This window comes from Agreia sp. Leaf244 (genome assembly GCF_001422695.1).
GTDB lineage: Bacteria > Actinomycetota > Actinomycetes > Actinomycetales > Microbacteriaceae > Agreia.
In genome coordinates this window covers 1-23657 of sequence record NZ_LMLX01000002.1, presented here as the reverse complement: position 1 = coordinate 23657, position 23657 = coordinate 1, and the positions used below count along the sequence as shown (strand labels likewise).

The following is a 23657-nucleotide window of genomic DNA, read 5'->3' as shown; positions in this document are numbered from 1 at the left end:
TGGTCTAGAACGTGTGGATCTGCGTGGGGGTGACGATGCCGTCGACGGGCTGGTCGTGGATCTCGCGCGGAACGGACTCGAGGAGTTCGTCGTCGAAGATCACGGCGTAGACGGGAGGGCACTTCTGCATGCTGCCGAGCGTCTTATCAAAGTATCCCCGACCCCAGCCCAGCCTGACCCCGGATGCGTCGACCGCGGCCGCAGGAACGATGATGAGGTCGACGTCGTTGATCACCATCGGCCCGAGGATCTCGCCGACGGGCTCCGGCATGCCGAAGAGACCTTGCGCCTCGGATTCGCCGTCGCCACGGGTCCAGTCGAGCAGGCCGTCTTCGCGGGCGATGGGAAATAGCACACGGATGCCGTTCGCCTCTGCCCAGTTGAGGAACTCGCGGGTGTTGGGCTCGTGGGTGGCCGACAGATAGCACGAGATGAAGGTCGCGCCGGAGTCGGTTACCAGCTTCTGCAGGTTGCGGGTGAAGCCCTCGGTGGCAGATGCTCTCTCGACGGAGGTGCGGGTGCGGCGGCGCTCACGGAGCTCGGCTCGCAGTGCACGCTTGATGTTGCTCGGGTCGGTGACCATCTAAGAGATTTTAGTTGCATGGATGTATCGGCCGTGTTTCGCAATCCGGCGCGCCGACCGCTCGCCATTGGATAGCCTTGTGCCCATGGGGATCAAGATCACAAAAGCCGTTATTCCTGCTGCCGGGTTGGGAACGCGTTTCCTGCCCGCGACCAAGGCGCTGCCTAAAGAGATGCTGCCGGTCGTCGATAAGCCGGCCATCCAGTACGTCGTCGAAGAGGCCGTGAAAGCGGGCCTCGACGACATCCTCGTTGTCACCGGCCGCAACAAGCACGCGCTGGCTAACCACTTCGACCGCGTTACCGAACTCGAAGCGACCCTGGAGTCCAAGGGTGACGGCAACAAGCTGCGCATGGTCAACGAAGCCACCGCGCTGGCCGAGATGCACTACGTGCGTCAGGGCGATCCTCGCGGTCTCGGCCACGCCGTGTCGCGCGCCCGTATGCATGTCGGTCACCAGCCCTTCGCGGTGCTTCTGGGCGATGACCTGATCGATGCGCGCGACGAGCTGCTCTCGCGCATGATCGAGGTCGCCGAGACGCGCACCGCCAGTGTCGTCGCCCTCCTCGAGGTCGACCCCTCTGTGGTGCACATGTACGGTGTCGCGTCGATCGAGACCACCGACGAAGACGACGTGGTGCGCATCACCGGACTCGTCGAGAAGCCCTCCGCCGAGGATGCGCCCTCGAACTACGCGGTCATCGGCCGGTATGTGCTGCAGCCCGAAATCTTCGACGTGCTGGAGAACACGGCTCCCGGAAAGGGCAACGAGATCCAGTTGACGGACGCGCTCGAGACCCTCGCCGGGGATACGTCGATCGCGGGTGGTGTGTACGGTGTGGTGTTCCGTGGTCGCCGGTACGATACCGGAGACAAGCTTGACTACATCAAGGCCATCATCCAGTTGGCCAGCGACCGCGAAGACCTGGGCACCGACCTCCGACCCTGGCTCAAGGAGTACGCCAAGGGCCTGTAACAGCCCCACGATCCACCACCACGCAGAAGGAATGACTGTCACCGCCGATGTTTGTTCCCACCCTGTCCGACGGTCCGATCGTCATCCGCCCCATCCGGGTGCGTGATGCGCGGGCGCTCGAACGCGAACTCATGGAGAACCGCGGCTGGCTGCGCAAGTGGGAGGCGACCAACCCGCACGGCCCGATGTCCTTCGACACGCGGGCGAGCATCCGGTCTCTGCAGAGCAACGCGCGGGCCGGCTACGGCCTGCCTTTTCTGATCGAGTACAGCGGTGAGCTGGCGGGCCAGCTGAACGTGTCGTCGATCAGCTACGGGTCGGTGTCGTCGGCCAGCATCGGCTACTGGGTGTCCGAGCGTTTCGCGGGCAAGAACATCACGCCCACGGCGGTCGCCCTCGCCTCCGACTACGCCTTCTTCCAGGTGGGCCTCCACCGCATCGAGATCTGCATCCGTCCCGAGAACGGCCCCAGCCTGCGCGTCGTCGAGAAGCTGGGCTACCGCTACGAGGGCCTGCGCCGCCGGTTCATCCACATCAATGGCGACTGGCGCGATCACTTCTGCTTCGCCCTCGTCTCCGAGGAGCTGCCGGTCGGCGTGCTCCGCCGATGGAAGGACGGACGCGTTCCCGCGGGCGAAGGCACGGTGCCCCTCAGTGACCGCGAGGCAGCGCAGCGAGCGATCGAGACGCTCCCGCGCTGATCGCATCACTGCGAATTGGCTGCAGGGTCTTCGCGACACACGCAGGCAGACGGCCTCAACCGCTCCGCTCTCTCATACCGTAGAGGCATGACAACGGACTGGCTGGGCGGGGGCCTCATCATCGCTGTCGCAGCCGGGCTGTGGCTGATCTATTTCATGCCGACCTGGTCTCGGCGACGCGAGTACTTCGCAACCGAACGCAACGCGGTGCGCCTGCAGCAGACCCTGCGCATCCTCGCCGAGACGAGCGAGGTGCCCGACGAGATCCGCGTCGCGACCACGGCGCGCAGCGTCGCCGAGCAGCAGCGCTACCTGCGCCAGGTCTCGCAAGACGCCACTCCCGTCGCCATCCTCATCGCGGCCCGCATCAAGCGTTCGCGCGCGGTCACGACGGGCATCCTGCTGCTCTCCGTCTCCGTCGCCGTGCTGGCCGGTTTCCAGATCTCCCTCGCAGGTGCCTGGGTCGTCGTCGCCATCGGGGCCTCGGTGGCGTCGCTCTGCGTCGTGATGCTCGGCAAGCTCGCCCAGGCCGGTCGAAGCCTGCGCCTTCCTGCCCCGAAGCTCACGGTGCACGACCAGACGCTCGTCGACCATGGCGGCTCGTTCCTCGAGGCCGAGCCGCAGCCGGTCGCCGTGCCGGTCGCTCCCAGCGAGTGGACTCCGATTCCTCTCCCGAAGCCGCTCTACGCCGCCCGAGTCTCCGCTCCCGGGCTCGCCACGGCCCTTCCGTCCGTGGCGCGCGAGGTCTCGCTCGAGATCGAGGCCGATCTTCGTCGGGCCGCATCGGATGCCGAGAACGCTCTGCGCGCCGCAGCCTCCGCCGGGCCCTCGGTGGCTCCCATCGAGCTGCCGCTCGCGCCCGTGGCCGAGCCGGTGGCGCCCCGCCCGCCCAGCCGTTTCGCATCCATGGGCATCGTCGACACCGACGACCGCTCGGGGCTCGACCTCGACGAGGTTCTCGCCCGCCGCAGGGCAGGCTGACAGCCCGCTCGGTTCGAAGTCGCTGCCGCGGTCGTGATAGTCTTCCAAGGCAGTTCCGGGGCATTGGCGCAGTTGGTAGCGCGCTTCGTTCGCATCGAAGAGGTCAGGAGTTCGAATCTCCTATGCTCCACCAGAACAGCACTGAAGAAGCCCCGGCCACGGCCGGGGCTTCTTCTCTTTGTGCGGCCAGTTTTTGTGCGGGCAGTGCGTGTGGTCAGTGCGCCTGGCTGCCGAGTTCGATGATGAGAACACCGACCGCGATCAGGGCGATGCCTGCGCCCATGCGCCAGGTCAGCCTCTCCTTGAAGAAGAGCCGCGCTCCGAGCGCGGTCAGGGCCACGCCGCATGCCGCCCAGATGCCATAGGCGATGCCCACGGGCATTCCCAGGGAGAGGGTGACGGTGAGCAGCGAGAAAGCCGTGACGTAGAAGACGGCGACCGGGGCGATCCAGCGCTTCTTGCGCAGGCCCTCTGACGCCCTGAGGGACATGGTGGCAGCGACCTCCGTGAGGATCGCGCCGCTGAGTAGCAGCCAGGTCATGAGCCCGCCTTCAACGCAGAAGCTTCCGGCTTCGTGTCGTGGCCGGTCTCGACCAGCACCACTCCGGCTATAACCACGGCGATGCCGAGGCCGATCAGAAAGGTGAACGGTTCGCCGAAGATCAGACTGCCGAGGATCGCGGTCAGGGCCACACCGGCCGCGGCCCAGATGCCGTACACGACACCGATCGGAGTGCCCAGGCGCAGGAGCGCCGAGAGGGCGATGAACGCGCCTATATAGCCGGCAGCGGCGAGCGCTGCCCACCAGGGTGCGTCGATCGCGGCGCGCAACGACAGAGTCGCCATGACCTCAAGCACGATCGCGCCGGCGAGGATGAGCCACTTCTTCATCGCTTCTCCTTCGGCAGGATGTCGAGTAGTGCGGATACCAGCGCGCTGCGTCGGTCGTCGTCGAGGGCGAGGATGCCGGTCGACTCGGCGATCCAGAGGCCATTCGTGGCAAGCCAGACCAGCAGGAGCGCCGTCGCATCCGGTGCATCGCCGCCATCGACCGCGAACCAGGTGCGGAGGTAGTCGAGCCAGGGTGCCGAAAGAGCCGGCCGCCGCACGGCCTCGGAGAACACGGCGAACTCGCCGCTCGTCGCGCCGCCGGAACCGGCGAACTCGACGAAGGCATGCACCCGCTGCGTGAGGGTCGATTCTTCGAGGGTCACACCCAGCGCTGTCTGGAGCTCGTGCTGCCAGCGGCCGATGACGTGCTCGATGATCGCGATCATCATGGCGTCCTTCGAAGGGAAGTGATACATGAGGCCGGCCTTGGTCAGACCCGCCTCCCGGGCGACCGCGTCGTAGGTGATATCGCCCCCGTCGGCCGCGTCGAGGACACGCATGGCGGCGTCGAGGATCTCAGGTAGTGAACTGTTTCTCATGATCGAAACCATACCGTACGTACGGTAAAGAAAAGAAGAGACGACGTTGCATACTCTGTCTATCGAGAATTCACAGTCGCATCAGGGACAGCACTGTCTGAGGCGGGAGTAGCGTTGCAGAGATGACGCGTCCCCTCATCTCCACAGTCGGTCAGCTCAAGGCTTCGGGCCACGTGCAGAAGTCCCTTCGGGTCGAGATCCGTGACAACCTCCTGTCGGCGCTCCGCGAGGGCCGAGATCCCTGGCCGGGCCTTCACGGCTTCGAGGCCACGGTCATCCCGCAGCTCGAGCGCGCGCTCATCGCCGGCCATGACATCGTGCTGCTCGGCGAGCGCGGGCAGGGCAAGACCCGGCTTCTTCGCACGATGGTCGGCCTGCTCGACGAGTGGTCGCCCGTCATCGATGGATCCGAGCTCGGCGAGCATCCCCTCGAGCCCATCACCAGCCAGAGCATCCGTCGCGCCGAGGAGCTCGGCGACGAGCTTCCCGTCGCCTGGAGATCCCGCGACGAACGCTATGCCGAGAAGCTCGCGACTCCCGACACGTCCGTCGCCGACCTCATCGGCGACGTCGATCCGATGAAGGTGGCGGAGGGCCGGAGCCTCGGAGACCCCGAGACCATCCACTTCGGCCTCATCCCTCGAAGCCACCGCGGCATCGTCGCGATCAACGAGCTGCCCGACCTGGCCGAGCGCATCCAGGTGGCCATGCTCAACGTCATGGAGGAACGCGACATCCAGATTCGCGGCTACGTGCTGCGGCTGCCGCTCGACGTGCTCGTCGTCGCCAGTGCGAATCCCGAGGACTACACCAACCGCGGCCGCATCATCACCCCGCTCAAAGACCGCTTCGGCGCGGAGATCCGCACGCACTACCCGCTCGAACTGGCCGACGAGGTGTCGATCATCCGGCAGGAGTCCGACCTCGTCGCCGAGGTGCCCGACTACCTCGTCGAGATCCTCGCCCGCTTCACGCGGGCGCTCCGCGAGTCCGCGTCCGTCGACCAGCGCAGCGGCGTGAGCGCCCGGTTCGCCATCGCCGGAGCAGAGACGATCGCTGCGGCGGCCATCCATCGCGCCACGCGGCAGGGCGAACCGGATGCCGTGGCTCGGCCCGTCGATCTGGAGACGGCCGTCGACGTGCTCGGCGGCAAGATCGAGTTCGAGTCGGGGGAGGAGGGCCGGGAGGACGAGATCCTCGACCACCTTCTTCGACGGGCCACCGCCGAGACGGTGCACGCGTATCTGCGGGGCATCGACTTCAGGGCGCTCGTCTCCGCCGTCGAGGACGGCGCCGTGGTGACGACCGGCGAGCAGGTGTCGGCTCGAGAGTTCCTCGGCGGCCTTCCCGTGCTCGGCGAATCCGACCTGTACGACCAGATCACCGACAGGCTCGACGCGCGCACAGACGGCCAGCGGGCGGGCGCGATCGAGCTCGCGCTCGAAGGCCTCTTTCTCGATCGCCGAATAAGCAAGGCGAGCGGCGGAGGCGAGACGATCTATGGCTAGGGCCAATCGACGGCTCACCCGGGCATCGCGCTACGGCAAGTACGCGGGAGGGCCCGATCCGCTCGCGCCGCCCGTCGATGTGAAGCAGGCGCTTGACGCCATCGGGCAGGACGTGATGGCGGGATACTCTCCCGAAGCGTCGCTCCGCGAGTTCCTCCGCCGGGGCACCGATGACAGGCCCGGACTCGACGACCTCGCGCGCCGGGTCGCGGAGAAACGGCGCGAACTCGCCGCGAAGCACAACCTCGACGGCACTCTCCAAGAGGTGAAGAGGCTGCTCGACAAGGCCGTGCTCGAGGAACGCAAGCAGCTGGCCCGCGACGTCGATATGGACGACGACGCCCGGGCACTCGCCGAGATGCAGCTCGGCGCCCTGCCGCCCTCCGCGGCGGCGGCCGTGAAGGAGCTGAACGACTACGCCTGGCGCAGCACCGAGGCGCGCCAGGACTTCGAGCGCATCAAAGACCTGCTCGGCCGAGAGATGCTCGACCAGCGTTTTGCCGGCATGAAGCAGGCCCTCGAGAACGCCGACGACGAAGACAGGGCGGCCATCGCCGCCATGCTCGCCGACCTCACCGCGCTGCTCGACAGGCACGCGCGGGGCGAGGCCGACCAGCAGCAGTTCGACGATTTCATGCGGGCTCATGGAGACTTCTTCCCGGAGAACCCCCGCACCATCGACGAACTCATCGACACCCTCGCCGAGCGCGCGGCGGCGGCCGCACGAATGCGCAATTCGATGAGCCAGGAGCAGCGCGACGAACTCGACGCACTCGCATCCCAGGCCTTCGGGTCGCCCGAGCTCATGTCGTCGTTGGCCACACTCGACGAGCAGCTGCAGTCGCTTCGCCCCGGTGCCGACTGGCGCGGGTCGGAAAGCATGAGCGGCTCTGAGAGCCTGGGCCTCGGCGACGGCACGGGAGTCTTCCAGGACATCGCTGAACTCGATGCACTGACCGAGCAGCTGGCCCAGGGCTATGGAGGGTCGCGCCTCGACGATCTCGATCTCGACGCCCTTGCACGCCAGCTCGGCGACGAGGCATCGGTGGATGCGCGCACCCTGAAGCAACTCGAGAACGCGTTGCGCGACTCGGGAACGATGAAGCGGGCCTCCGACGGAACCCTGCGGATGACGCCGAAGGCCATGAGGCTGCTCGGCAAGTCTCTGCTGCGCGACGTCGCCACCCGGCTCTCCGGGCGCCAAGGCGAGCGAGACGTGCGCCAGGCGGGTGCCGCAGGCGAGCTCTCCGGCGCCACGCGCGAGTGGGCGTTCGGCGATACCGAGCCGTGGGATGTGACGCGCACGATCACCAATGCCATCTCACGCACCGCGGGTGGCGGGGGAGCCCTCGGCCAGGGTGTGCGCATCGAGATCGGCGACGTGGAGGTGCAGGAGACCGAGGCGCGAACGCAGGCCTGCGTCGCCCTGCTGGTCGACACGTCGTTCTCGATGGCCATGGACGGCCGCTGGGTTCCGATGAAGCGCACGGCCCTCGCCCTGCACACCCTCGTGACCAGCCGATTCCGCGGCGACGACCTGCAGCTCATCGCGTTCGGGCGGCAGGCAGAGGTCATGGAGATCGAGCAGCTCACCGGCCTCGAGGCGGAGTACGAGAAGGGCACCAATCTGCACCACGCCCTCCTTCTCGCGAACAGGCACTTCCGCAAGCATCCCAACGCGCAGCCCGTGCTGCTCATCGTCACCGACGGCGAACCGACCTCCCACCTCGAATCGAGCGGAGAGGTGTTCTTCGACTACCCGCCGCATCCGCTCACGGTGGCCTATGCCGTGCGAGAGCTCGAGAACTCCATGCGACTGGGGGCGTCGACGACCTTCTTCAGGCTGGGCGAAGACCCGGGGCTGGCCCGGTTCATCGACTCGATGGCGAAACGGGTCGGCGGGCATGTCGTCTCTCCGGAGCTCGACGACCTCGGTGCGGCCGTCGTCGACTCCTACCTCGGCTCGCGCCGGCCGGATTCGTCATTCGGCTGGTGACGCTCACGCCCTGAGGGACGAGACGCCTACTTGAGCAGACGAGAAAGCACCCTGTCGGCGAGCAGCTTGCCGCCGGTCTGGCAGCTGGGGCAGTACTCGAGCGTGCGGTCGGCGAAGATGACCTGCCGTACGGTGTCGCCGCAGACTGGGCACTCCTCGCCGACCCGACCGTGCACGCGCATGGCCGTCTTCTTCTCGCGCTTGAGATTCGACGCGCTGACTCCCTCCGACCGGTCGATCGCAGCCTGAAGGGTCTCGCGCACGGCGTCGTAGAGTTCGGATGCCTCGTCGTCGCTCATCGCGGCCGGCTTGTAGGGCGACATGCGGGCGACGTGAAGGATCTCGTCGGAGTAGGCGTTGCCGATGCCGGCGATCCGCGACTGGTCGCGCAGAACACCCTTGATCTGCATTCGCCCGGCCGACGACAGGATGCCGCGGAAGACCTCGCGGGTGAACGCAGCGTCGAGCGGATCGGGGCCGAGCCGCACGATCTGCGGTATCTCGTCGACGTGGCGCACGATCCAGATGGCGACGCTCTTCTTCGTTCCCGCCTCGGTGATATCGAAGCCGGAACCGTCGTCGAGGACCAGGCGCGCGGTGAGCGGGCCGGATGACGGCTTCGTTCGGGGCGGGGGTTCTGTCTCGCGCCAGCGGATCCAGCCGGCACGGGCCAGGTGCAGCACGAGATGCACGTCTCCGATGCCGAGGTCGAGGTACTTTCCGTGTCGGGCGATCGATTCGACGACCTGGCCGTTGAGGCTCGAGACAGGCGGGTCGAAGGTCTTGAGGGCCGAGAACGACACCATGTCGAGACGGGCCACGGTGCGACCGAGCAGGCGCGCGCCCAGATCGGCGACGAGCGCGTGGACCTCGGGGAGTTCTGGCACGCATCCAGTCTCGCGTCAGCCCCCGACATTCGTCTACAGTGCCGTCAGCGGAAGTCTCGCGATCGGGTGCGTGTCTGCAACGGAAGCTCCTCGAAGCGGTCGGCCACCACATTGATGATGCCCTCCGGCGAACGCTCCAGGATGCCCCTCACGACGAGGGCGGGAGACTCGCGGGCGAGCCGCCGATAGCGATTCCACACGCCCGTGCTGACGACGACGTTGAGCATGCCGGTCTCGTCTTCGAGGTTCATGAAGATGATTCCGCCGGCCGTCTGAGGGCGCTGGCGGTGGGTGACAGCTCCGCCCGCGAATATACGTCGGCCCGTCTCGGCGCGTGCCAGAGCCGAGATGGGCGAGACGCCGCGCGCGGTCAGGGCGCCGCGGGCCTGGCTGATCGGGTGGTCGTCGGGCGAGATGCCCGTCGACCAGATGTCGTAGGCCAGGCGTTCGGTCGACGAGAGAACGGGAAGCAGCGGCGGCTGCACGCTGACCGATGAGCCCTCGAGCTGATCTGCGCGTTCCTTCGACGCCTCTCCGGCCTGCCAGAACGCCTCGCGCCGGCTGACGCCCAACGAGTCGAACGCCCCGGCGGCGGCCAAGGCCTCAAGCTGCTCCGTGGTCAGCCCCACCCTTCGCGACAGGTCGGCGAGGTCGACGTAGTCGCCCGATCGGGTGCGTTCCTCGACGATGCGTCGCGCGAGGTCGGCTCCGATGCCGGTGACCCCTGCGAGTCCGAGGCGCACGGCGAAACGGCCGTCGCGTCGATGCATCGCCGAGAGATCGGGAGCGCCACGGTCGAACGGGCCGACCGGCGGCTGGCTCGGATCGCAGCACTCCGCCCGCCCATCGGGGTGCGCTGGGTGATGCGGATCGAGGGCTTCGAGCGTCGCGTCGGGCAGAGACGACTGGATGCTCGGTCGCCGCACGTCGACGCCGTGCCGTCGTGCGTCTGCCGTGAGTGTGAGGGGCGAGTAGAAGCCCATGGGCTGGGCACGCAGGAGCGCCGCGAGGAAGGCTGCCGGGTAGTGCAGCTTGAGCCAGGCGCTGGCGTAGACCAGCAGGGCGAAGCTGAGCGCGTGGCTCTCGGCGAAGCCGAAATTGGCGAAGGCCTGGATGCGCGCGTAGATGTCCTCGCTCGTCTCGATGTCGAGGCCGTTGCGCGCCATCCCCTCGAACAGGGTGGCCTTCAGCGACTCGATCTTCTCGACCCCGCGCTTGGACCCCATGGCCCGCCGCAGCAGATCCGCATCGGCTGGTGAGCAGCCTCCGACGGCCATGGCCATCTGCATCAACTGCTCCTGGAAGAGCGGCACCCCGAGCGTGCGCTCCAGCACGGGCTCGAGCAGCGGATGCGGATAGCTGACCGCCTCTTCGCCCGTCTTGCGCCGGAGATACGGATGCACGGCGCCTCCCTGGATCGGTCCCGGCCTGATGAGCGCGATCTCGATGACGAGGTCGTAGTACCGACGGGGGAGAAGCCGCGGCAGCGTGCCCATCTGGGCGCGGCTCTCGACCTGGAACACTCCCACGGCATCGGCGCGGCACAGCATGTCGTAGACCCCGGCCTCCTCCTTCGGAATGCTGTCGAGGTCCCACACCTCTCCGGTGTGTTCCGCCACGAGGTCGAAGGTGTACTGCAGGGCGGCAAGGATCCCGAGGCCGAGCAGGTCGAACTTGACCAGGCCCATCCATGCGCAGTCGTCCTTGTCCCACTGCAGAACGGTGCGGTTCTCCATGCGGGCGTGTTCGATGGGCACGACCTCGCCCACGGGATTCTCGGTCAGCACCATTCCTCCGGAGTGGATGCCCAGGTGCCTCGGCGCCTTGAGGAGCTGCTGCGCGAGCTCGGTCACGGCATCCGGAATGTCGTGGTCGTGGGACTCGGTGAGGCTGCCCCATCTCTCGATCTGCCGAGACCACGCATCCTGCTGGCCCTGGCTGTAGCCGAGCGCCTTCGCGACGTCGCGCACGGCGTTCTTGGGCCGGTAGCTGATGACGTTGGCGACCTGGGCGGCGTTGCGTCGCCCGTAGCGTTCGTACACGTACTGGATGACCTCCTCGCGCCTGTCGGAATCGAAGTCCACGTCGATGTCGGGTTCCTCTTCGCGCAGCGCCGACAGAAACCGTTCGAAGGGAAGGCCGCGGGCGATCGAGTCGACGGCGGTGATGCCGAGCACGTAACAGACCGCCGAGTTGGCCGCCGACCCACGGCCCTGGCAGAGGATGCCTCGGCCGCGGGCGAAGCCGACGATGTCTTCGACGATCAAAAAATAGCCCGGGAAGTCCTTCTCCTCGATGACGGCGAGCTCGCGTTCGAGCCTCTCGAGCACGGCCGGGGTCGCATTCGGGTAGCGCCTCTCAGCTCCGCGGCGCACGAGCTCGCGAAGCCAGGTGATGGGGGTGTGCCCCGAGGGCACGTCGAGCTTCGGCAGGTTCGGGCGCGCCGAGCGCAGCGAGAACGACAGATCGGCGGCGACGTCGACCGTGCGTTCGACCGCCCCGGGAAAGCGGGAGAACCGCGCCGCCATCTCGGCCCCGCTGCGCAGGTGCGCGTAGTCGGTGGCGGGCAGCCAGCCGTCCATCTCGTCGAGGCTGCGGCGTGCCCGGATCGCGGCGAGGGCGGAAGCCAGGGGATGCGCGTCGGGAGTCGCGTAGTGCACATTGTTCGTGGCGATCACCGGCAGACCGGAGCGCCGCGCCAGGTCTGCGAGCGAGTCGTTGATGCTCGAGGCCAGGGGATCTCCGTGGTCGAAGAGTTCGACGGCGACATTGTCGTGGCCGAAGAGGTCGATGAGACGACCGAGCTCGCGGTCGGCGCCCACGGCACCTTCGGTCTGGAGGGCGCGCCTCACTGCTCCCTTGCGGCAACCCGTCAGCACGAGCCAGGAGTTCTGCGCCGTCTGCGACAGCTCGTCGAGCGAATAGACGGGGTGGCCCTTCTGCGCTCCCGGCGAGAGTTGTGCCTGGGTGATCGCCCCGGCCAGACGGTGGTAGCCGGCCTCCTTGCGGGCGAGGACCACGAGGTGGTCTCCCTCGGGGTCGGCAACTCCGTTCTGGGGAGCCCCGAGGCCCAGCGACAGTTCGGCCCCGAACACGGTCGCGAGGTCGAGCCTCTCGGCCGCCTCCGCCATTCGGACGATTCCGTAGAGGCCGTCGTGGTCGGTGAGGCCGAGGCCGGTGAGGCCCAGCCGCACCGCCTCTTCGACCAGGTGCTCGGGCGACGAGGCGCCGTCGAGAAAGCTGTAGTTCGAGTGCACGTGCAGCTCGGCGTAGGGCACGACCGCTCCCGACGGCCGATCGGCCCGGGGTGTCGGCTCGTACGGAGCGCGCTTGCGCGACCACGCCGGGCTGTCGCCACCGTCGGCACCGGGCGGGCGCTCGTCGCGCCTGCTCGTTCCCGACGCGATCCGTTCGAATTCCGACCAGGGGATGGGCGGATTGGTCCACTTCACAGCGCGCTCCGTCTAGTCGTACCGGGCCTCCGCGGCCCAGGTGTGGTCTTCGAGAATCAGCAGCCAGGCCATGCCCGTGGAATCGATCATCTGGAAGCGTGCGGCGCTTCGGCGCGTGTCGGAATCCCACCAGCGCTGGTGCACGGGCCAAGGGCCGGCCCATGCAGAGATCGTGAGCGGAGGGGCCTGGTCGAATGCCATCCAGACAGGGGCGGTGTTCGTTGTTCCCCGGGCGTCGACGTCGACCGGTTCGCCGAGCGCTCCGCGCACCTCGGCGCGGCGGGGCGCGCTGAACACCGTGGCGGGGGCAGGCGGCGGGATGCTGCCCGGCCAGGGGAGGGCGCGTTGCGTCTTGGGCGACTCGTCGCCCCAGGGCACGAGCACGCGTCTCTCTGCCAGAAACCTACCGCCGCCCAGAGAGGGAGTCGATACAGCCCCGTGGCCGAGCAGGCTGCTCAACCGCGCGAGGGCGTGATGCACGCGCTCGTCGAGGGACGTTCCCCAGAGCCCCGCCTCGTGGTTCGTGCTCGCGTCGACCCGCGAGGGAGCGATCTCTATTCGTTCGACGGGAGCCGACGGCCCCGCGGCGGCTCCGCCTGATCCCTGCAGCTGCCAGCGCACGCGGTCGACAACATCGGGCGCCGAGAAGTGGTGGGGATGCGACCAGGAGCGTTCGCTGCGATCGCCGGACTCGCTGGTGACCGTGATGAGCAGCGCGGTGCAGACCAGGCCCGCGTGCGCGAGCCGTTCGATCATCGACTCCGCTGCCGCTCGCACTCCGAAGGCGATCTGGTCGACGCGGTCGAGGGCGGGCTCGAACGCGACGTCGGCTCCGAGGTCGGCTTCGGGGGCGTGTTCGGCTCCCGAGAGCCGATCGGTGGCGGATGCCCGGGCGTGCGCACGCAGGCCCGCTTCGGCGAATCGCACCCCGACGGCCGTTCGGTCGAGGGCGGCGAAATCGCCGAGAGTGTGCAGCCCCAGTCGACGCAGCACCGGCACGAGTGCGGCGTCGTCGAGGGGTGAGGTCTCGAGCGTGGAGATGGGAAGCGGAGCAAGGAAGCCCTGCGTGGTGCCGGGATCGATGATGCGAACCGGGGCGGACTCCTCTGTGCGCAGGGCCGCCTGTTCGGCCCCGAACGGGCTGTCGGCTATGCCGACGCGCACCGAGCCGATGAGCACCGAGGCGACGCTCTCGGACAGTGCCTGTCGGATGGTCGCCGCGGCCTGCTGCTCGCCCCCGTAGAAGCGGGCAGGACCCCGCGCTCGTATTGCGCACAAGCCCGGGCGCAGGATGCGGACGCCGGGGACGAGTTCTTCGATCAGCGTGACGACGTGCTCGAATGCCCGGGCGTCTGCCTGCGCGTCGTAGGGCGCGACCAGCAGCTCGGGGCAACGGAGTTGCGCCTCTCGAACTGCGAGGCCCCTGCGCACTCCGGCTGCTCGCGCGAGCGAGGAGCACGCGAAGACCGTTCCCCGGTCGATCAGGGCCAACGGCAGCTCGTCTGTCAGATCGAGGTCGGTTGCCTGGAGGTTTTGGCGCGCGGCGACGATCGGCCAGTCGGGCACCCAGACCACGATGACTCGGGAACTCGAGGCACTCATCGGATCGTGCCCGCCGGGATGCGAAGCTGCGATCGCCGCGGTGCGCCCGCTCGCTGGCCTTGGCGCACCTCGACGTCGAGGCGACGGTCGGCGAGGTGCCCGTGCCCGTCGCCGAGGCCCGTCCACGACGACGAGACGACGGTGATCTCGGACTCGGACTGGGGCCAGTCGCCCAGAACGAGCATGGTGGATCGTGCCTGTCGCAGTCGGGCCGAGAGCCGCGACGATTCGGATGCCGAGACACGCGTCGGAGGCCGCACGATCACGAGACCGAGCACATCGGCCATCGCGCCGACCGTCGACATCCATCGCTCACCGGGGTCGGAGACCCAGACGAGCCGATCGAGATCGATGCCCCAGCCGGCTGCGGCCTCGAGGCCGAGGTCGGGAACGTCGAGCACACCGCACCACTCGCCCTGCTGCGACGCGGCGGCGACGAGGGCGAGTGCCAGAGAGGTCGAGCCCGTGAGCGAGTAGACCGTTCCGCGACGCAGGCCGCGGGCCAGGACTCCGCGCATCATCGGCAGCACGGGGAATGCATCGTCGTCGAGTCTGGTGGACTGCATCGACGAGATGCGCGCCTGCAGAGCCTGCCTCACCGAGGCCGGTGACTCCACAGCTGCGACCGAATTCATTCAGCAATGTTCGAACATATGTTCGAACTTGTCAACGGGGTGACAGTGCCGGTTAGGCGCTCGGCCCTGCAGAGGGCAGGATCGATACATCATGACCGTGACTCTGCCCGAGGCCGCCGACAGCGACGACGACTCCGAGCAGATCGGCGAGGCCGAAACCGCCTCCCTCCTGTCGCTGCTCCCCGAGGCGTTCGACGAGGACACGGTCTTCGGAGCCTTCGAGACCTGGGCGAGTTCCCGCGGAATCTCGTTGTACCCGGCCCAGGAGGAGGCGGTCATCGAGATCGTCTCCGGCGCCAACGTCATCCTGTCGACCCCCACGGGCACGGGCAAGTCGCTCGTGGCGATCGGCGCACACGCAGCGGCCATCGTGCGGGGTCAGCGCAGCTACTACACGGCACCGATCAAGGCTCTCGTCAGCGAGAAGTTCTTCGCGCTCGTCGACGTGTTCGGCGCGGCCAACGTAGGCATGGTCACCGGCGATTCGTCGGTGAATCCGGATGCGCCGATCATCTGCTGCACCGCCGAGATCCTGGCGAATCTCTCCCTACGCCACGGGGCCGACACCGACGTCGGCCAGGTCGTGATGGACGAGTTCCACTTCTACTCCGACCCCGAGCGCGGCTGGGCCTGGCAGGTTCCGTTGCTCACGCTGCCGAACGTGCAGTTCGTGCTCATGTCGGCCACGCTCGGCGACGTCACCTGGCTGGCCAAGGACCTGACGGCGCGAACGGGCAGGGAGACGGCGGTCGTCACCGGCGTGGAGCGGCCGGTTCCGCTGCACTACTACTACGCCACGACACCCGTTCAAGAGACGGTCGAGGAGCTGCTCGAGACGCACCAGGCACCCGTCTACATCGTGCACTTCTCGCAGCTCGCAGCCCTCGAACGCGCCCAGGCCCTCACGAGCATCCGAGTGGCGACGCGGGAGCAGCGCGACGAGATCGCCGAGGTGATCGGCGGATTCCGGTTCACGACGGCCTTCGGGCGAACCCTGAACCGGCTCATCCGCTCGGGCATCGGCGTTCACCACGCGGGCATGCTCCCGAAGTACCGCCGCCTCGTCGAGCAGCTCGCGCAGCGTGGGCTGCTGCGCGTCATCTGCGGAACGGACACGCTCGGCGTCGGCATCAACGTGCCCATTCGAACCGTGCTCCTCACGGCGCTCACCAAGTTCGACGGCACCCGGATGCGCCAGCTCAACGCGCGGGAATTCCACCAGATAGCGGGTCGCGCCGGGCGGGCGGGCTACGACACCGCCGGCACGGTCGTGGTTCAGGCCCCGGAGCACGAGACCGAGAACCTCAAGGCGATCGCCAAGGCCGGCGACGATCCGAAGAAGAAGCGCAAGATCGTCAAGAAGCGCGCGCCGGAAGGGTTCGTCTCCTGGGGCGAGCCCAGTTTTCTCCGGCTCGTCGACGCCGAACCCGAGACGCTCTCGTCGAGCATGCAGGTGAGCCACTCGATGGTGCTCAACGTCATCGCCCGTGAGGGGGATGCTTTCCGCGAGTTCCGGGAGCTCATCGAGACGAGTCATGAGCCGCGGGCGAAGCAGCTCGCGCATCTGCGCCAGGCGCTCGCGATCTACCGCACACTCCGCACGGCCGAGGTCGTCACCCAGGTGCCGCAACCCGGGGGCGGGCCCGATCGCATCCGGCTCACCGTCGACCTGCAGCCGAATTTCGCGCTCAACCAACCGCTCTCGCCGTTCGCGCTCGCGGTCTTCGACCTGCTCGACAGAGACAGCGAGACCTATGTGCTCGACATGATCTCCGTCGTGGAGTCCACGCTCGAGAACCCCCGGCCGGTGCTGTCGGCGCAGCAGTTCCTCGCTCGGGGCGAGGCCGTGGCGTCGATGAAGGCGGAGGGCATCGAGTACGAGCAGCGCATGGAACTGCTCGAGCAGGTGACATGGCCCATGCCCCTGGAGGGCCTGCTTGGCGAGGCCTTCGAGACCTACAGCGCCTCGCAGCCGTGGATCGGGGACTTCGAGCTGAAGCCCAAGTCGGTGGTGCGTGATCTCTACGAGCGGGCGATGACGTTCGGCGACTTCGTGAACTTCTACAAGCTCTCGCGCTCGGAAGGGCTCGTGCTGCGGTACCTGTCGGATGCGTTCCGAGCGGCCAGGCAGACGATTCCCGATGAGGCGAAGACCGATGAACTGCAGGATCTCATCGAGTGGCTCGGCGAACTCGTGCGGCAGGTCGACTCGAGCCTGCTCGACGAGTGGGAAGAGCTGATCAACCCGAGCGACGACGGCGGCAGCGTCGAGAGTCCCGGCATCGTGCCGCCTGCGCCGCGACTGCTCACCTCGAACACGCGAGCCTTCCGCATCCTCGTGCGCAACGAGCTCTTCCGCCGGGTGCAACTCGCGGCGCTCGAGAACTACGAGGCGCTCGGCGAACTCGATGCCGCCGCCGGCTTCGACTCCGAAGCCTGGGCCGCCGCCATGGACGACTACTTCGACGAGCACGACGAGCTGCTCACCGGTGCGGATGCGCGCAGTGCCGCGATGCTCATCATCGACGAGCGGCCGGGGGAGTGGTCGGTGCGCCAGATCTTCGACGATCCGGAGGGCGACCACGATTACGGCATCTCGGCCGTCGTCGACCTGGCCGAGTCCAACGAGCAGGGCGTCGCCGTCGTGCGCATCACCGCCGTCGACAACAGCCCGCGCGCTTCCTGACTAACGGCGCCCGTTCCCTGAGCCTGTCGAAGGGCGCCACTTCCGCAGAATTCCGGGGCCGCCAGCCGCGACACGCCCGGGCTGCACGTTGGTTTTGACGAGCGCCCAGTGTTTCCGTAATGTTTCCTCTTGTCACCCCACAGGTGCGGAAAGCCGAAGAGCTTCCGGCCTCAAGCGGGACCATCCCATAGTTCCAGATCAGAGTCTATAAACGACTCCGGTTCTTGTTCTAGGATGTAAACCTTCCCAGTCGAACGTCGTTTGGTTCGATTTGAAGCGCCTGATTTCGGTCTTGTCGCTCGAATCGCTCGATTTGACAAGAGCTTCGATCGGGTCTAGGTTTGAGAAGTTGCCTCGATGTGATGCTGTGCCGGTTGGTGTGGTTGATGTCGGGTGCGTCCGATCCTTGAGAACTCAACAGCGTGCACTAAGTCAAATGCCAAACGTCTCTTTGAGGGTGGCGATCGCAGACCAGNTGCTCTCGAGCATCATCGTCGGCGATCTATAGGCTTGAGAAGTTGCCTCGATGTGATGCTGTGCCGGTTGGTGTGGTTGATGTCGGGTGCGTCCGATCCTTGAGAACTCAACAGCGTGCACTAAGTCAAATGCCAAAAACCCCGGGCATCTTCTTTGAAGGTGTTTGGGATTCCTTTGGAAATAGATATAAACATACAAAGCAAGTCAGTAATGATTTGTTCTGTCAGTTTCAAACTTGCAATTGCTCCGCCTATTCCGGTGGTGTGGTTGTGCGTAATCATTTACGGAGAGTTTGATCCTGGCTCAGGACGAACGCTGGCGGCGTGCTTAACACATGCAAGTCGAACGATGAAGCCCAGCTTGCTGGGTGGATTAGTGGCGAACGGGTGAGTAACACGTGAGTAACCTGCCCTTGACTCTGGGATAAGCACTGGAAACGGTGTMTAATACCGGATATTTCAGCTGGCCGCATGGTCTGGTTGTGGAAAGAATTTTGGTCAAGGATGGACTCGCGGCCTATCAGGTTGTTGGTGAGGTAATGGCTCACCAAGCCTACGACGGGTAGCCGGCCTGAGAGGGTGACCGGCCACACTGGGACTGAGACACGGCCCAGACTCCTACGGGAGGCAGCAGTGGGGAATATTGCACAATGGGCGAAAGCCTGATGCAGCAACGCCGCGTGAGGGACGACGGCCTTCGGGTTGTAAACCTCTTTTAGTAGGGAAGAAGCGAAAGTGACGGTACCTGCAGAAAAAGCACCGGCTAACTACGTGCCAGCAGCCGCGGTAATACGTAGGGTGCAAGCGTTGTCCGGAATTATTGGGCGTAAAGAGCTCGTAGGCGGTTTGTCGCGTCTGCTGTGAAAACTGGAGGCTCAACCTCCAGCCTGCAGTGGGTACGGGCAGACTAGAGTGCGGTAGGGGAGATTGGAATTCCTGGTGTAGCGGTGGAATGCGCAGATATCAGGAGGAACACCGATGGCGAAGGCAGATCTCTGGGCCGTAACTGACGCTGAGGAGCGAAAGCATGGGGAGCGAACAGGATTAGATACCCTGGTAGTCCATGCCGTAAACGTTGGGAACTAGATGTGGGGGCCATTCCACGGTCTCCGTGTCGCAGCTAACGCATTAAGTTCCCCGCCTGGGGAGTACGGCCGCAAGGCTAAAACTCAAAGGAATTGACGGGGGCCCGCACAAGCGGCGGAGCATGCGGATTAATTCGATGCAACGCGAAGAACCTTACCAAGGCTTGACATATACGAGAACGGGCCAGAAATGGTCAACTCTTTGGACACTCGTAAACAGGTGGTGCATGGTTGTCGTCAGCTCGTGTCGTGAGATGTTGGGTTAAGTCCCGCAACGAGCGCAACCCTCGTTCTATGTTGCCAGCACGTTATGGTGGGAACTCATAGGAGACTGCCGGGGTCAACTCGGAGGAAGGTGGGGATGACGTCAAATCATCATGCCCCTTATGTCTTGGGCTTCACGCATGCTACAATGGCCGGTACAAAGGGCTGCAATACCGTAAGGTGGAGCGAATCCCAAAAAGCCGGTCTCAGTTCGGATTGAGGTCTGCAACTCGACCTCATGAAGTCGGAGTCGCTAGTAATCGCAGATCAGCAACGCTGCGGTGAATACGTTCCCGGGCCTTGTACACACCGCCCGTCAAGTCATGAAAGTCGGTAACACCCAACGCCAGTGGCCTAACCCCTTGTGGGAGGGAGCTGTCTAAGGTGGGATCGGTGATTAGGACTAAGTCGTAACAAGGTAGCCGTACCGGAAGGTGCGGCTGGATCACCTCCTTTCTAAGGAGCACTCGAGGATGCCTCTGACCCTGCTGTTTACACAGATCAGTCAAGGGCTAGTAMACCTCGTAGCCATTTCGTAGACATACGTTCTGCGGTGGCGCTCATGGGTGGAACATTGACTTAGGAAATCGAAAAGCTAAAGAGCTCGTTAGTACAACTTCTTCGGGAGTTCGGAACGGGGGTTCTGGTGTGAAGTAGGTTTTGTGCACGCTGTTGGGTCCTGAAGGACCGGGCCATCTGCTCCGTAGGGAGTGGCTGGACTGCCTTCTGGATCCTGGTCCTGCTCACATGAATGCCTTTCGAGGTGTGTGGGTGGGGGAGGATACCGCCCGTACTTTGAGAACTACACAGTGGACGCGAGCATCTACACGCTCGTATCAAATAGGTCAGGACTTCGGTTCTGTCTGACGTGGTGCGTGTCGTGTTATGTGTATCAATGACATCACCGAGGAGCTTGCTTCTTGGTGGTAAGCATTGGTCTTTTTGCAATTTTGTTTGTCAAGTTTTTAAGAGCAAACGGTGAATGCCTTGGCATCTGGAGCCGAAGAAGGACGTATAAATCTGCGATAAGCCTCGGGGAGCTGATAATAGAGCTGTGATCCGAGGATTTCCGAATGGGGAAACCCCGCCAGGCCCTTTGGGTGACCTGGTGACTCCCGCCTGAATATATAGGGCGGGTAGAGGGAACGGGGGGAAGTGAAACATCTCAGTACCCTCAGGAAGAGAAAACAATAGTGATTCCGTTAGTAGTGGCGAGCGAACCCGGAAGAGGCTAAACCGATCATGTGTGATAGCCGGCAGGCGTTGCATGGTCGGGGTTGTGGGACTTTTCTGCTGCTTCTGCCGAACAGTGAGAGTTACAGCGCTTTATAGACGAAAGGGATTGAAAGCCCTGCCATAGACGGTGCCAGCCCGGTAGTCGAAATGAAGTTATGGCTCGAAGAGTATCCCAAGTATCACGGGGCCCGAGAAATCCCGTGTGAATCTGTCAGGACCACCTGATAAGCCTAAATACTCCCAGATGACCGATAGTGAACAAGTACCGTGAGGGAAAGGTGAAAAGTACCCCGGGAGGGGAGTGAAATAGTACCTGAAACCGTTTGCTTACAAACCGTTGGAGCCTCCTTGTTGGGGTGACAGCGTGCCTTTTGAAGAATGAGCCTGCGAGTTAGTGATCAGTGGCGAGCTTAACCCGTGAGGGGAATGCGTAGCGAAAGCGAGTCTTAATAGGGCGTTTTAGTCGCTGGTTCTAGACCCGAAGCGAAGTGATCTATCCATGGCCAGGTTGAAGCGACGGTAAGACGTCGTGGAGGACCGAACCCACTTCAGTTGAAAATGGAGGGGATGAGCTGTGGATAGGGGTGAAAGGCCAATCAAACTTCGTGATAGCTGGTTCTCTCCGAAATGCATTTAGGTGCAGCGTTGCGTGTTTCTTGCCGGAGGTAGAGCTACTGGATAGCCGATGGGCCCCAAAAGGTTACTGACGTTAGCCAAACTCCGAATGCCGGTAAGTGAGAGCGCAGCAGTGAGACGGTGGGGGATAAGCTTCATCGTCGAGAGGGAAACAACCCAGACCACCAACTAAGGTCCCAAAGCGCGTGCTAAGTGGGAAAGGATGTGGAGTTGCACAGACAACCAGGAGGTTGGCTTAGAAGCAGCCACCCTTGAAAGAGTGCGTAATAGCTCACTGGTCAAGTGATTCCGCGCCGACAATGTAACGGGGCTCAAGCACGCCACCGAAGTTGTGGCATTTATATTTTTGCCCGGCCCACTTGTGGGTCCAGGCGTATGGATGGGTAGGAGAGCGTCGTGTGGCCAGCGAAGCGGCGGTGTAAACCAGCCGTGGAGGCCACACGAGTGAGAATGCAGGCATGAGTAGCGAAAGACGGGTGAGAAACCCGTCCTCCGAAAGAACAAGGGTTCCAGGGCCAGGTTAATCCGCCCTGGGTAAGTCGGGACCTAAGGCGAGGCCGACAGGCGTAGTCGATGGACAACGGGTTGATATTCCCGTACTGACGAAAAACCGCCCAAGACAATCCAGTAATGCTAAGTATCTGAATCCCCATCACTGATCCCTTCGGGGTGACGGTTGGGGCCTAGCGTACGACCCTATGCTGGTGCGTTTAGCGTATTAACAGGTGTGACGCAGGAAGGTAGCTGAGCCGGGCGATGGTTGTCCCGGTCTAAGGATGTAGGGCAGAAGATAGGCAAATCCGTCTTCTATATAGCCTGAGACCCGATGGGTAGTCCTCACGGACGAAATCAGTGATCCTATGCTGCCAAGAAAAGCATCGACGCGAGGTTTTAGTCACCCGTACCCCAAACCGACTCAGGTGTTCAGGTAGAGAATACTAAGGAGATCGAGAGAATCGTGGTTAAGGAACTCGGCAAAATGCCCCCGTAACTTCGGGAGAAGGGGGGCCTGACCTGTGAAGGGATTTACTCCTGGAGCGGGATAGGGCCGCAGAGACCAGTGGGAAGCGACTGTTTACTAAAAACACAGGTCCGTGCCAAGTCGCAAGACGATGTATACGGACTGACGCCTGCCCGGTGCTGGAAGGTTAAGAGGAACGGTTAGCCGCAAGGCGAAGCTGAGAATTTAAGCCCCAGTAAACGGCGGTGGTAACTATAACCATCCTAAGGTAGCGAAATTCCTTGTCGGGTAAGTTCCGACCTGCACGAATGGCGTAACGACTTCCCAGCTGTCTCAACCGCGAACTCGGCGAAATTGCACTACGAGTAAAGATGCTCGTTACGCGCAGAAGGACGGAAAGACCCCGTGACCTTTACTACAGTTTGGTATTGGTGTTCGGTGTGGCTTGTGTAGGATAGGTGGGAGACTGTGAAGCTTGGACGCTAGTTCAGGTGGAGTCATTGTTGAAATACCACTCTGGTCACTCTGGATATCTAACTACGAACCCTAATCGGGTTCTGGGACAGTGCCTGATGGGTAGTTTAACTGGGGCGGTTGCCTCCCAAAAAGTAACGGAGGCGCCCAAAGGTTCCCTCAACCTGGTTGGTAATCAGGTGTCGAGTGTAAGTGCACAAGGGAGCTTGACTGTGAGACTGACAAGTCGAGCAGGGACGAAAGTCGGGACTAGTGATCCGGCAGTGGCTTGTGGAAGCGCTGTCGCTCAACGGATAAAAGGTACCTCGGGGATAACAGGCTGATCTTGCCCAAGAGTCCATATCGACGGCATGGTTTGGCACCTCGATGTCGGCTCGTCGCATCCTGGGGCTGGAGTAGGTCCCAAGGGTTGGGCTGTTCGCCCATTAAAGCGGTACGCGAGCTGGGTTTAGAACGTCGTGAGACAGTTCGGTCCCTATCCTCTGCGCGCGCAGGAAATTTGAGAGAATCTGACCCTAGTACGAGAGGACCGGGTTGGACGAACCTCTGGTGTGTCAGTTGTTCCGCCAGGAGCACCGCTGATTAGCTACGTTCGGACTGGATAACCGCTGAAAGCATCTAAGCGGGAAGCCGTTCTCGAGATGAGATTTCCATACCATTTATGGTGAGAGACTCCCAGCTAGACTACTGGGTTGATAGGCAGGATGTGGAAGTAGGGACTAAAGACCTACGGAGCTGACCTGTACTAATAAGTCGATAACTTGATAACACCCAARATTTTGCGAAACGGCTCTGTTTATTCAGAGCACACACTGCTTGCGTCCACTATGTGGTTCTCGATGTACGGTCGAGAACCAAACACACACAACATCGTCGAAAGACGAATCACGTTGTTGTCTGTTTGAAACTACTAGTTACATCTCTAGTGTTTCGGCGGCCATAGCGAGAGGGAAACGCCCGGTCACATTCCGAACCCGGAAGCTAAGACTCTCTGCGCCGATGGTACTGCAAGGGGGACCTTGTGGGAGAGTAGGACACCGCCGGACTCCTATTACACGAATGGCCACCCCACACGGGGTGGCCATTTC

Annotated in this window: 14 protein-coding genes, 1 tRNA gene and 3 rRNA genes; 10 read left to right on the top strand and 8 right to left on the bottom strand. The window is 64.0% G+C overall.

From position 1 onward, the window contains the following. Positions 1 to 4 precede the first annotated feature (4 nt). Positions 5 to 583, bottom strand: a complete 579-nt coding sequence (locus ASF06_RS04910; protein ID WP_055927586.1) for a 5-formyltetrahydrofolate cyclo-ligase — start codon at positions 581 to 583, stop codon at positions 5 to 7. Positions 584 to 668: 85 nt separating this feature from the next. Between ASF06_RS04910 and galU the strand changes: the two genes are divergently transcribed. From galU to ASF06_RS04890, 4 genes are all read left to right on the top strand, one after another. Next, positions 669 to 1559, top strand: coding sequence for a UTP--glucose-1-phosphate uridylyltransferase GalU (galU, locus tag ASF06_RS04905; RefSeq protein WP_055944237.1), 891 nt, complete (start codon positions 669 to 671; stop codon positions 1557 to 1559). Positions 1560 to 1606: 47 nt separating this feature from the next. Further along, a complete protein-coding gene (locus ASF06_RS04900) occupies positions 1607 to 2260 on the top strand; it encodes a GNAT family N-acetyltransferase (protein WP_055944234.1) in 654 nt (217 codons plus the stop codon). Between the two features lie 87 nt (positions 2261 to 2347). After that, entirely contained in the window at positions 2348 to 3241 is an 894-nt protein-coding gene (locus tag ASF06_RS04895) for a hypothetical protein (RefSeq protein WP_055944231.1), read from the top strand. A 57-nt stretch (positions 3242 to 3298) separates the two neighbouring features. Next, a tRNA-Ala gene (locus tag ASF06_RS04890) sits at positions 3299 to 3374 on the top strand. Positions 3375 to 3455: 81 nt separating this feature from the next. Here the strand turns inward: ASF06_RS04890 and ASF06_RS04885 are convergent. From ASF06_RS04885 to ASF06_RS04875, 3 genes are read right to left on the bottom strand one after another with little or no spacing between them, the layout of a single operon-like run. After that, positions 3456 to 3782, bottom strand: coding sequence for a DMT family transporter (locus tag ASF06_RS04885; protein WP_055944227.1), 327 nt, complete (start codon positions 3780 to 3782; stop codon positions 3456 to 3458). Next, positions 3779 to 4132 carry a DMT family transporter gene (locus tag ASF06_RS04880; protein ID WP_055944224.1) on the bottom strand — a complete coding sequence of 118 codons (354 nt, stop codon included), beginning with the start codon at positions 4130 to 4132 and terminating at the stop codon, positions 3779 to 3781. Before ASF06_RS04880 ends, ASF06_RS04885 begins: the two co-directional genes overlap by 4 nt. Beyond that, positions 4129 to 4671 (bottom strand): TetR/AcrR family transcriptional regulator, encoded by a 543-nt coding sequence (locus tag ASF06_RS04875; protein ID WP_162237677.1) that lies wholly within the window; start codon positions 4669 to 4671, stop codon positions 4129 to 4131. Before ASF06_RS04875 ends, ASF06_RS04880 begins: the two co-directional genes overlap by 4 nt. Before the next feature lie 122 nt (positions 4672 to 4793). On the opposite strand from ASF06_RS04875, the gene ASF06_RS04870 reads away from it, so the two are divergent. Continuing rightward, entirely contained in the window at positions 4794 to 6179 is a 1386-nt protein-coding gene (locus ASF06_RS04870; RefSeq protein WP_055944217.1) for a hypothetical protein, read from the top strand. Further along, positions 6172 to 8175, top strand: coding sequence for a vWA domain-containing protein (locus tag ASF06_RS04865; protein ID WP_055944214.1), 2004 nt, complete (start codon positions 6172 to 6174; stop codon positions 8173 to 8175). The genes ASF06_RS04870 and ASF06_RS04865 overlap by 8 nt, the downstream gene beginning before the upstream one ends. Positions 8176 to 8201: 26 nt before the next feature. Here ASF06_RS04865 and ASF06_RS04860 read toward each other — a convergent pair whose 3' ends face one another. From ASF06_RS04860 to ASF06_RS04845, 4 genes are read right to left on the bottom strand one after another with little or no spacing between them, the layout of a single operon-like run. Then, positions 8202 to 9062 (bottom strand): Fpg/Nei family DNA glycosylase, encoded by an 861-nt coding sequence (locus ASF06_RS04860; RefSeq protein WP_055944211.1) that lies wholly within the window; start codon positions 9060 to 9062, stop codon positions 8202 to 8204. 44 nt (positions 9063 to 9106) lie between these two features. Further along, complete coding sequence (locus ASF06_RS04855) at positions 9107 to 12514, bottom strand: error-prone DNA polymerase (RefSeq protein ID WP_055944208.1); 3408 nt, start codon at positions 12512 to 12514, stop codon at positions 9107 to 9109. A gap of 12 nt (positions 12515 to 12526) precedes the next feature. Then, complete coding sequence (locus tag ASF06_RS04850; RefSeq protein WP_055944205.1) at positions 12527 to 14116, bottom strand: DNA polymerase Y family protein; 1590 nt, start codon at positions 14114 to 14116, stop codon at positions 12527 to 12529. Next, positions 14113 to 14751, bottom strand: coding sequence for a hypothetical protein (locus tag ASF06_RS04845; RefSeq protein ID WP_157439080.1), 639 nt, complete (start codon positions 14749 to 14751; stop codon positions 14113 to 14115). The genes ASF06_RS04850 and ASF06_RS04845 overlap by 4 nt, the downstream gene beginning before the upstream one ends. A gap of 91 nt (positions 14752 to 14842) precedes the next feature. Here ASF06_RS04845 and ASF06_RS04840 point away from each other — a divergent pair, with 91 nt between their 5' ends. From ASF06_RS04840 to rrf, 4 genes are all read left to right on the top strand, one after another. Further along, on the top strand, positions 14843 to 17437 hold the full coding sequence (locus tag ASF06_RS04840; RefSeq protein WP_082500726.1) for a DEAD/DEAH box helicase: 2595 nt from the start codon (positions 14843 to 14845) through the stop codon (positions 17435 to 17437). Between the two features lie 757 nt (positions 17438 to 18194). Then, positions 18195 to 19718: ribosomal RNA gene (locus tag ASF06_RS04835) — 16S ribosomal RNA — on the top strand. A gap of 499 nt (positions 19719 to 20217) precedes the next feature. Next, a 23S ribosomal RNA gene (locus ASF06_RS04830) occupies positions 20218 to 23338 on the top strand. A gap of 160 nt (positions 23339 to 23498) precedes the next feature. Then, positions 23499 to 23615: ribosomal RNA gene (rrf, locus tag ASF06_RS04825) — 5S ribosomal RNA — on the top strand. Together the 16S, 23S and 5S rRNA genes form the textbook arrangement of a ribosomal RNA operon. The last annotated feature ends 42 nt before the right edge of the window (positions 23616 to 23657 follow it).